The sequence below is a fragment of the Roseateles sp. P5_E11 genome (assembly GCF_054049355.1).
The window spans coordinates 1-9,511 of sequence record NZ_JBFUMO010000199.1; the positions used below are offsets into that span (position 1 = coordinate 1).

The window sequence follows — 9,511 nt, forward strand, 5'->3', positions numbered from 1 at the left end:
CCTCCACGGGCATCACGTGCAGGGAGTCGGTCTGCTGCAGCAGCGCGGTGATGAGCAGCAGGGCCGTGGTGTCGACGTTGTTGGCCGGCGGCTCCAGCTCGGCGCGGCGGAACATCAGCTCCCAGCGGTGGCGCAGCACGCTGCCCGTGGGCGGCAGGATCCAGGGCTGGTCGGCCAGGTGGGCGAGCTTGAGGTTGTCTTCCTTCAGCAGCGGGTGGCCCACGCGCGCCACGGCGCAGGCGGGCTCGACCGTCAGCTCCTCATAGTGCAGGCCGGCGGCGTTTTGCTCTTCGACGATGCGGCCGATCATGAAGTCCAGCTTGCCCCGCTGCAGCATGTCCACCAGCTGCTTGCTGCTCTCCATGTGCACGCCGATACGCAGCTTGGGCGCCTGCAGCTTGATTCGCGAGATGGCGCGGGGCAGCAGGCCCATGGCCGGCGTCATGATGACGCCCACCTCGACCTGGCCGGCGAGGCCGTTCTTCAGCGACACGATGTCGTCGTGTGCGGCGGACAGCGACGTCAGCGCCATGCGGGCGTGGCGGATCATGGTCTCGCCATAGAGCGTGGGCTCCATGCCGCGCGGGTGGCGCTCGAAGAGCTTCACGTCCAGCATGTCCTCCAGGTCCTTGAGCTGCTTGGACGCGGCCGGCTGGGTCATGCAGAGGACCTCGGCGGCGCGGTGGATGTTGCGCTCATCGTCGAGCGCAATCAGCAGCAGCAGCTGGCGCGTCTTCAGGCGCGCACGCAGGAACCAGTTGGGGTTGGGGCTGGCGTCGGTCAGGCCGCCGCTGTCATCGTCATCTTGGCGGGCCATGTCAGTCGTCCATTCCACGTTCGCGGCGGCTGTAGTGCATTGCGTCGGGCCGAGCGCCGGGCCGCTCCCTAGCCGGCCCGATCTGGCGATGTGCTTGCCGGTCAATCCGGCAAGCATCGCCGTCCCCGCGGGGGACCGGCCAAGGTACGCCTTGGGCGAGGGGCTTCATGTCACGCAAGATTGACCCGACCGTCGTTGGCCAAGACGCTGTTGATGTCGTCGCCCGTCTCGTCCAGCTGCACCAGCGTCGCCTGACGGGCGCCGAGCGGGTCGCGGGCCTGCAACGCGGTCAGGATGGCCTTGTGGCGCGGCAGCGAGAGCTCGTGCGTGTTGGGCAGCTGGCTGGACAGCGTGATGGACTCGCGCAGCGCCAGCGACAGCATGTTGCCAATGTAGGCCAGCAGGTCGTTGCCGGTGGCTTCGGCAATGCGGCGGTGAAAGGCCAGGTCGGGCTCCAGGAGCTCCTCGGTCGTCCTGGCAGCGGCCATGCCTTCGTAGGCGGTGGCGATGGAGTGGAGTTGCTCGTCGGTCGCGGCGCGCGCGGCCAGTGCGGCGGCGGCGGGTTCGAATATCTGGCGCACTTCCAGCAACGTCTGCACGAAGTCGCGCTGCGGGCGGGACTGGATGAGCCAGTACAGCACGTCCGGGTCCAGCAGATGCCACTCGTTGCGCGGCCGCACGATGGCGCCGGCGCGCTGGCGCGACACCACCAGGCCCTTGGCGACGAGCACGCGCACCGCCTCGCGCAGCACGGGGCGGCTGATCTCGTAGCGCTCCAGCAGCTGGGCCTCGGGCGGCAGCTTGTCGCCGGGCTGCAGTTCGCCGCCGACGATGGACAGCCCCAGCTCGCTGACGATGCGGCCGTGCTGGCTCTTGCCCTCGGTCTGGGCGCTGTAGGTGGAGTGGTCTGCTCGGGTTCGCATGGACGCCAGGCCGATTGCTAAAGCCTTCATTATCGAAAGCGCGCGACAAAGCCGCCCTTGGGTGCCAGCGTCAGCTTGGCCGCCGGTGCGGCGAGCTTGCTTTCAGCAAACTCGCGCTCGCCTGCGCCGTCGGTGATGAGCTGGCCCTCGGCAGCGCCCAGCCAAGCCAGGTCCAGCTGCAGGTCGCACGGCGTGTCGTCGGCGTTCAGCCCGGCGATGAACCACTGCTTGCCGGCGCGGCGGGCCAGCACGACGTACTTGCCAGGCTCGCCATCGAGGAAGCGCACTTCGTCCCAGTGGCGCGGCAGCTCGCGCAGCAAGCCCTTCACGTACGCCGGCACGGTGGCCATGCCCTCGGGCGTCTCGGCGAAATGCTGGATGCCCGACAGGAACAGCACGCTCTCGGCCAGCTCGAAGCCGTTGCGCGTGGCGCGCTTGATGTTGGGGACGTCGCCGAACACCATGGGCGTGAAGTCCATGGGGTCGAACAGGTTGCGCGTGAACGGCAGCATCGCGGCGTGCGTGGCGACGGCGTCCTGGTCTTCCTGCGTGAAGGTCGTGAACTCCAGGCCGCGCACCGCTTCCACCGTCATCAGGTGGGGATAGGTGCGGCTCCAGCCGCGCGGCAGCGTGGCACCGTGGAAGTTCATCAGCAGGCCGGCCGCCGCGGACTCCTTCAGCAGGTCCACGTAGTAGGCCTGCATGGAGGCACCGTCGCCACCGAAGAAGTCCACCTTCAGGCCCGCCACGCCGATGGCCTTCATGCGCGCGAACTCGCGCTGCCGGTCGGCGCGGGTCAGCAGCATGCTGCGAGGCGTCTGCGGGGTGTCGTTCCAGTCGCCGGCGGAGTTGTACCAAGCCAGCAGGCCGACGCCCTTGGTCTTGCCGTAGTCCGCCAGCGCCTTCATCTTGGCGTCGCCGATCTGGCGGTCCCACTCGGCGTCGACCAGCGTGTAGTTCCAGCCCATGTCGGCGGCGTAGTCGATGAAGCGCTTCTGCACCTCGAAGACGGTGGCCTCGTCCTTCAGCAGCGCCCAGCTCCAGGACGCATGGCCGGGCTTGAGCCTGGCCTTGTCGAAGGGTACGGCGGGGGCGGCCAGATCGGTGCCGAGGGTGGACTCCATGACCGTCTTCAGCGGGCCGATGGCGAGCACGCGCCAGGGGGTCGTCAAAGGGCCGTCGACGTCGGCGAGCAGGTGGCCGCCGGTGAAGACTTCGCTCGGATCGGGCAGGCCGATGCGGTAGGTGCCGCCGGTCGAGTCGGCTTGCAGGCGCGACGCGTGAAAGCGTCCGTCCATGCCGGCTTCGGTCAACGCCACCCAGTTGGCGCCGCTGCGAAACAGCGCCGGGAAAATCCAGCCGGCCGGCATGGGCGACGGCGTGCCGACGGCGATGCCCATCTGGTAGTGCTCTTCATAGGACGGGTTCACGCGCTTGTAGCCCGACTTGGCGGTCGCCATGGGCTGCAGCCAGGCGCGCGCTTCGGGTGCGAAGGCGAAGCTGGTCAGTTCGTCCTTGAACTGCTTGCGGCCGGGGCCGTCCACCGTGTAGCGCAGCGCCAGGCCGTCGTTGGAGGCGCGCAGGGTCAGGATAAGCCTTTGGCCGGCGGAGTTGGCGACGGTGAAACGCTGTTCATTGGCGCGGTAGTCGATGCTGCTCTTCTTGCCGGCAGCGAGCGTGTACTGCTCGCGGTGGGCCTTCACGGGCGAGGTCGCGACGAGCTTGAGGCCGTTGGCGAAGTCGCCCTGCTCCAGCACCAGGCCCAGGCGCGAGGCCAGCAGCACGGGTTGGCCGGCGCGCTGCACCGTGTAGACGAGCTGCTGCTCGGTGTTGACGGAAACGTCGACCTGGAGCTGGCCGTCGGGGCTGTTCAAGGCCTGGGCGAGCGCAGGGATGGCGAGCATGAACGAAGCGATGAGGCGCATATCGATCTCAGATTGAGTAAAGGCCATCGGCGACGGGTGCGCCGAAGTCGGGGAAGCCGTCGTCGCGCCAGCCAAAGGCCTGCGCACGCGTGTGGCGGTTGGGGTCGTTCAGCGGGTCGCCGACGATGTCGCGGTAATTGCGGGCGTGGTAGACCAGCAGGTCGGTCCTGCCGTCGGGTGTCGTCGTGAAGCTGTTGTGGCCAGGGCCGAACTGGCTCACAGATTCGTCGGTCGTGAAGACCGGCGTGGGCGACTTGCTCCAGCTCTTGGCGTCCAGTAGATCGGTGTTCTCGTCGGCCCACAGCAGGCCCATGCAGTAGTTGGCGTCGGTCGCGGCAGCCGAGTAGGCGATGAAGATGCGGCCATTGCGCTTGAGCACAGCCGGGCCCTCATTGACGCAGAAGCCGATGCGCTCCCAGGCCAGGTCGGGCCGCGTGATGACGACGGGTTCGGACTTCAAGGTCCACGGGTTGGCCATCTCGGCGAGGTAGAGATTGCTTTCCATCGGCGGGCTCTTCTGCGCCCAGCAGAGGTAGCGGCGGCCGTTGTGCTCGAAGGGCGTCGCGTCCAGCGAGAAACCTTCCTCGGGCGTCACGATCTGGCCGCGCTCCACCCAGGCATCAGCCAGCGGGTCGTCGCCCTGGCACTCCAGCACGTACATGCGCAGCTTCCAGATGTCGTCGCGCTCAGCCGCAGCGAAGTAGACGTACCAGCGGCCGGCGATGCGGTGCAGCTCCGGCGCCCAGACGTGGAAGCTCATCGGGCCGCTGTCGTGCTTGTGCCAGATGGCCTTGGGCGTGGCGGTCGAGAGGTCGGCGATGCTGTCAGCGGCACGGATCTCGATGGCGTCGTAGCTGGGCACCGAGGCGGTGAACCAGTAGCGACCGTCGACCAAGCTCAGATGCGGGTCGGCGCGCTGGGGGATGACGGGGTTGTTCCAGATCATGCGCGGACGGCTTGGGTGACGACGACGTTCCAGGAGGCGGGCAGCAGCTTGACGCGCAGTTGCTCGCCGTCGATGGCGATGCCGTCCAGCGCTTGGGGCGCGACGCGGTCGGGCGCGTCGGCGGTGTTGGTGGCGTTCAGGTCAGCCGAGTGCAACTGCTCGGCCTGCACGAGCCGGCGATCAGTGCCCAGGCCGCGCAGCGTGATGGACAGGTCCATCTCTTCGCTCAAGTGGCGGTTCAGCACGAAGACGGCGGTGCGGCCGGTGGCCGCGTCATCGACGACGCTGGCGCACAGATAGGGCAACTCGCCGTGACGGGCGTTGGCATAGCCCGGCGACCGGATGACCGGCCGCAGCACCTGGCCCYGGGCCCAGCGCGCGGCCTGTGCGAAGGGGTGGAAGATCGTCTGCCGCCAGGCCGCGCCGCCGGGCTCGGTCATGATGGGCGCGATGACGTTGCACAGCTGCGCCATGCAGGCGACCTTGAGCCGGTCCGCATGGTTCATGAACATCGTCAGCATGCCGCCGATGAGCAGCGCATCCTCGGCCGTGTAAACCTCTTCCAGCAGGCGCGGGGCCTCGGGCCAACCCGCCTGTTTGAGGTGCTCGCCGTGGCGAGCGCGGTACCAGACGTTCCACTCGTCGAAGGACAGCTTCAGACGCTTCGTCGACCGCTTGCGCGTGGCCACCGAGTCGGCAATCGCCACCGTGTCCTCGATGTAGCGCGCATTCGTCTCGATCTGCGCGAAGAAGCTCTCGGTGCTGGTGTCCGCGGGGGGCTTCACGAAGTAGCTGTGCAGCGACAGGTAGTCCACGAACTCGAAGCAATGCTCCAGCACGCGGTCTTCCCAGGCGCCGTAGGTCGGCATGTCGTAGGCCGACGAGCCGCAGGCGGCCAGCTCGATGCTCGGGTCCACCCAGCGCATCAGCTTGGCGGTCTCCTTGGCGATGCGGCCGTACTCGTCGGGCGTTTTCTGGCAGATCTGCCAGGGGCCATCCATCTCGTTGCCCAGGCACCAGAACTTGATGCCGAGTGGCTCCTCGGCGCCGTGGCTGCGGCGAAGGTCCGACAGTGCGGTGCCACCGGAATGGTTGCAGTACTCGAGGTAGTGCCGCGCCTCGTCCGGCCCGCGCGTGCCGAGGTTGACGCCGAACATCGGCTCGATGCCGACCTTGCGGCACCAGGCCATGAACTCGTGCGTGCCGACCTGGTTGGTCTCGGTGGAGAACCAGGCCAGGTCCAGCCGGCGCGGGCGCTGGTCCTTCGGGCCGACGCCGTCTTCCCAGTTGTAGCCCGACATGAAGTTGCCGCCGGGATAGCGCACGATGGTGGCGCCGAGTTCGCGCGTCAGGTCTGCCACGTCACCGCGAAAGCCGTGCTCGTCGGCGGTCGGGTGCGTCGGTTCATGGATGCCGTTGTAGACACAGCGGCCCAGGTGCTCGACGAACACACCGAACAGGCGGCGGTCCAGTGGCGCGAGGTCGAAGTCGCGGTCGACGGTGAGCTTGGCTTCAAACGTCATCGGCGGGCTTTCTTCAAGGCTTTGTTGACGCGCTTCTCGACGCTGGCCTGCACCTCGTCGACCGGCTTGCCGGAGATCATCACGTTGGCCACGTCCTCGCCGATCAGCAGCTCGATGCCGCGCTGCGTGGGCACGTTGCCGGGCATGCCGACGCCGGTCTGCGTGATCTCGGTCAGCGCCGCGCGCAGCGGCAGCGCGCGAAAGGCGTCACTTTGCGCCACAGTCTTGCTGACCGGCAGGTGGCCGGTGCGCGACCACTCGGCGCTGTGGTCCCAGACGAACTTCAGGAACTTGGACGCCGCCTCGTGTGCCTTGGCATCCTTGGCACCGCCCTTGAACAGCGCCCAGGAGTGGCCGTCGGCGAACACGGCGGGCTTGTCGTAGAGCTGCGGGAAGGGCTTCACGGCGTAGGCGCCCTGGAGCTTGGACTCGGGCTTTTGCGACTCGCGCAGGAACTGGTCGATGGTCCAGGTGCCAACGACCACGACGCCCGCCTCGCCGTTCAGGAAGGCCTGGTTGGCCGCGGCGTAGTCGAGGTTGGGCCGCACATGGCCTTCGCGGTAGAGCGTCTGCATCAGCGTCAGCGCGTTGACGACGGCGGGCTGGTGCATGTTGATGGTCTTGCCGTCGGCGGAGAACAGCTGGGCGTTCTGCTGCGCCACCAGGGTCAGGAAGGTGCGGTCGTTCGCCGCCGTCTCATTGGCCACGGCCCAGGCGAAATAAGGCTTGCCGGTCTTCTGCTTGAACTGCCGCGCCTGTGCCAGCAGCTCTTCGGGTGAACGCGGAAGCGCATCGAGCCCGGCCTTCTTCATCAAGCCGGTGTTGATGTGCCAGAGCCAGGCCCAGGTGTCGAAGGGCAGCGCGTAGGTCTGGCCGTTGAACGTGGTGCCGCGGCGCGCGTGCTCGGTGAAGTCGTCCACCGGCACGCCCACGCGCTTGAAGTCGTCGTCAAGCGGCAGCACCAGCTTGCGGCGCACGTAGTCACCGAGTGCCGACTCGTGCATGACGGCGATGGTCGGGATGTCCTTGGAGACGAGGCGGGCGGTGAGCTGGTCGTAGTAGGGCCCCCACTCGCCGATCTGCGTCTTGACGACGATGCCGTCGGTGTTGGTCGCGTTGAACTCGTTGACCAGCGCCGTGACGATGCCGCATTCGCCGACGCCGTCGGCCGTCTTCACGACCTGGCCGTATTGCGCCTCGCAGCTGCCGAAGAAGCGCATCAGCGTGATCTCGGTCTTGCCCGAGTTGTCCTTGCGCGCGCCACAGGCGGCGAGCAGCGCGGCGACCGCACACACGAGCAGGCGCTTCATGACTTGCCCGTCCCTGCGACGGCCGTCACCAGATGGCGCTGGAAGAAGAGATACAGCATCAGCGCCGGCATGCCGGCGAACACGGCTTGGGCCATCAGGAAACCCAAACCTTCCGACTGCGCGAAGTTGRTCTGCGTGGACGCGAGGCCCCGCGTGAGCGTGTACATGTCCGGCTGCGTCGCGATGACCAGCGGCCAGAGGTAGTCGTTCCAGCAGCCCAGGAAGGTGAAGATGCCCAGCGTCGCCTGCGCCGGCAGCGTCAGCGGCAGGATGATCGTCAGGAAGGTCTTGAAGCGCGACGCGTTGTCCAGCAGCGCGGCCTCTTCCAGCTCGGCAGGGATGGCCTTGAAGTACTGCGTCATCAGGTAGACGCCGAAGGGCGCGGCCAGGCCCGGCAGCGTCAGGCCGGCAATGGTGTTCTGCAGGTTCCAGTCCGAGAACAGCCGGTGCAGCGGGATGAAGACCGACTGCGCCGGCACTGCCAGGCCGAACATGACGAGGGCGAACAGCCACTTGCGGCCCGGGAACTCGCAGCGCGCAAAGCCGTAGCCGGCCAGCGACGACAGCACCAACACGCCGACAGTCTGCAGCAGCGCGACGAGGGCGCTGTTGCCCAGCCAGCGGAACACCTGCGAGGTCTGCAGGATGTCCAGGTAGTTGGCCAGTGTGTAGGGCGGCGCGAGGAAGACGTCGGTGCGCGTCAACAGGAACTCGTTGGGCTTGAACGACAGCGCCAGCACCCACAGCAGCGGCGCCATCCAGACGAGGGCCAGCAACGTCAGCGCGGCCATGACGGCACGGTCGAACCAGCCGCGGCGAAGCAAGGGGTTCATCGTTGACCTCCGCGGTCACGTTCCAGCCAGAGCTGCGTGGACACGCCGATGAGCATGATGGCCAGCAGCACCTGCGACGCGGCGGTGGCGTAGCCCAGCGAGAGCTGCATGAAGGCCTGCTCGTAGATGAACTGCACGACCGAGCGCGTCGTGTTGTTAGGCCCGCCGTTGGTCATCAGCATGATCTGCGGGAAGACCTGGAACTGGCGGATMACCTCGATCAGCGCGACGAGGATGATGGCGCGCTTGAGGCTGGGCAGCGTGATGTGCGTGAACACGCGCCAGCGGGGCGTGTTGTCCAGCGCGGCGGCCTCGTAGATGTCCGACGGGATCTGCTGCAGCGCCGACAGGAACATGATCATCGGCAGGCCGATGATCCACCACACGGTCACCAGCGCCACGGTCAGCAGCGCGAGGTTGTCGCTGGTCAGCAGCGGCAGTTCGGGCAGGCCCAACGCGGCGAAGAACTGCGCGATGAGGCCGCGTTCGGGCATCAATGCCAGCTTCCAGACCAGCGTGATCAGCGTGACCGAAAACACCGAGGCGCAGAAGAAGGTGGCGCGCAGAAAGGTGGCCAGCTTGCCGGAGCGGTTCAGCGCCAGCGCCAGCATCAGCGACAGYACGACGAAGATGGGCGTGCTGATGAGGACGAAGCGGAGGGTGTTCCAGACGACCTGGTGGAAGACCTCGTCACCCCACAGCTCCTGGTAGTTGCTTAAGGCCACCCAGAAGCTGTCGTTGGACAGCAGGTCGTGGTCGTGGAAGCTTATCCATACGCCCTTGGCGAGTGGCCACAGCAGCAGCAGCGCGTAGAACGCCACGAAGGGCAGCACGAAGAGGGCGTAGGCCGGGCGCGAGGCGCGCAGCCCGACGGCGCTGGCGCTCATGCCAACACCTCCTGCGCATGGTGAGCGCGGCCGCTCTCGTCGAAGAGATGGGCCCCGGCCACGTCCACGCTGACGGCGACATGGCCGCCCAGCTTGGGCGATGTGCCGGCAGGCACCGTGACGATGAGCGGGCTGCCACCTTCGAGCTTCAAATGCGCCAGCGTGCGCTCGCCGAGGAACTCGACCAGCTCGACGCGACCCCGCAGCGGACCTTGCTCGGCGACGCGCAGGTTCTCGGGCCGCACGCCCAGCACCAAGCCCTGTGAAGGCAGGCCGTCGGCCGCAACACGCGTCGTCAACCAATGCCCACCCGGCACCGTGACCACAGCACGCCCACGGTCGTCCGG

General features: G+C 67.4%; 9 protein-coding genes. All 9 read right to left on the reverse strand.

Annotated elements, in window-relative coordinates; all coding sequences use genetic code 11:
- On the reverse strand, positions 1 to 817 hold an 817-nt coding region (locus ACXJKR_RS15915), incomplete at its 3' end, for a LysR family transcriptional regulator (protein WP_457323647.1).
- A 170-nt stretch (positions 818 to 987) separates the two neighbouring features.
- On the reverse strand, positions 988 to 1,740 hold the full coding sequence (locus ACXJKR_RS15920) for a FadR/GntR family transcriptional regulator (protein ID WP_457323648.1): 753 nt from the start codon (positions 1,738 to 1,740) through the stop codon (positions 988 to 990).
- Between the two features lie 29 nt (positions 1,741 to 1,769).
- Complete coding sequence (locus tag ACXJKR_RS15925) at positions 1,770 to 3,665, reverse strand: glycoside hydrolase family 97 catalytic domain-containing protein (RefSeq protein ID WP_457323649.1); 1,896 nt, start codon at positions 3,663 to 3,665, stop codon at positions 1,770 to 1,772.
- Positions 3,666 to 3,672: 7 nt separating this feature from the next.
- On the reverse strand, positions 3,673 to 4,611 hold the full coding sequence (locus ACXJKR_RS15930) for a glycoside hydrolase family 43 protein (protein ID WP_457323650.1): 939 nt from the start codon (positions 4,609 to 4,611) through the stop codon (positions 3,673 to 3,675).
- Positions 4,608 to 6,134, reverse strand: a complete 1,527-nt coding sequence (gene arfA, locus ACXJKR_RS15935) for an arabinosylfuranosidase ArfA (protein WP_457323651.1) — start codon at positions 6,132 to 6,134, stop codon at positions 4,608 to 4,610. The genes ACXJKR_RS15930 and arfA overlap by 4 nt, the downstream gene beginning before the upstream one ends.
- Positions 6,131 to 7,444 (reverse strand): extracellular solute-binding protein, encoded by a 1,314-nt coding sequence (locus ACXJKR_RS15940; protein ID WP_457323652.1) that lies wholly within the window; start codon positions 7,442 to 7,444, stop codon positions 6,131 to 6,133. Before ACXJKR_RS15940 ends, arfA begins: the two co-directional genes overlap by 4 nt.
- Positions 7,441 to 8,277: a carbohydrate ABC transporter permease gene (locus ACXJKR_RS15945; RefSeq protein WP_457323653.1), complete on the reverse strand. Its 837-nt coding sequence runs from the start codon at positions 8,275 to 8,277 to the stop codon at positions 7,441 to 7,443. Before ACXJKR_RS15945 ends, ACXJKR_RS15940 begins: the two co-directional genes overlap by 4 nt.
- The gene (locus tag ACXJKR_RS15950; protein ID WP_457323654.1) at positions 8,274 to 9,164 is read right to left on the reverse strand and encodes a carbohydrate ABC transporter permease; all 891 of its coding nucleotides are present in this window, start codon (positions 9,162 to 9,164) and stop codon (positions 8,274 to 8,276) included. The genes ACXJKR_RS15945 and ACXJKR_RS15950 overlap by 4 nt, the downstream gene beginning before the upstream one ends.
- Positions 9,161 to 9,511 (reverse strand): TOBE domain-containing protein (locus ACXJKR_RS15955; protein WP_457323655.1); only part of this gene is annotated, 351 nt, incomplete at its 5' end. The genes ACXJKR_RS15950 and ACXJKR_RS15955, both read right to left, overlap by 4 nt.

What these genes read in the sequence shown, in the direction of transcription:
- ACXJKR_RS15920 (WP_457323648.1), bottom strand. Translation starts at nt 1,740, where the DNA reads ATGCGAACCCGAGCAGACCACTCCACCTACAGCGCCCAGACCGAGGGC.
- ACXJKR_RS15925 (WP_457323649.1), bottom strand. Translation starts at nt 3,665, where the DNA reads ATGCGCCTCATCGCTTCGTTCATGCTCGCCATCCCTGCGCTCGCCCAG.
- ACXJKR_RS15930 (WP_457323650.1), bottom strand. Translation starts at nt 4,611, where the DNA reads ATGATCTGGAACAACCCCGTCATCCCCCAGCGCGCCGACCCGCATCTG.
- ACXJKR_RS15940 (WP_457323652.1), bottom strand. Translation starts at nt 7,444, where the DNA reads ATGAAGCGCCTGCTCGTGTGTGCGGTCGCCGCGCTGCTCGCCGCCTGT.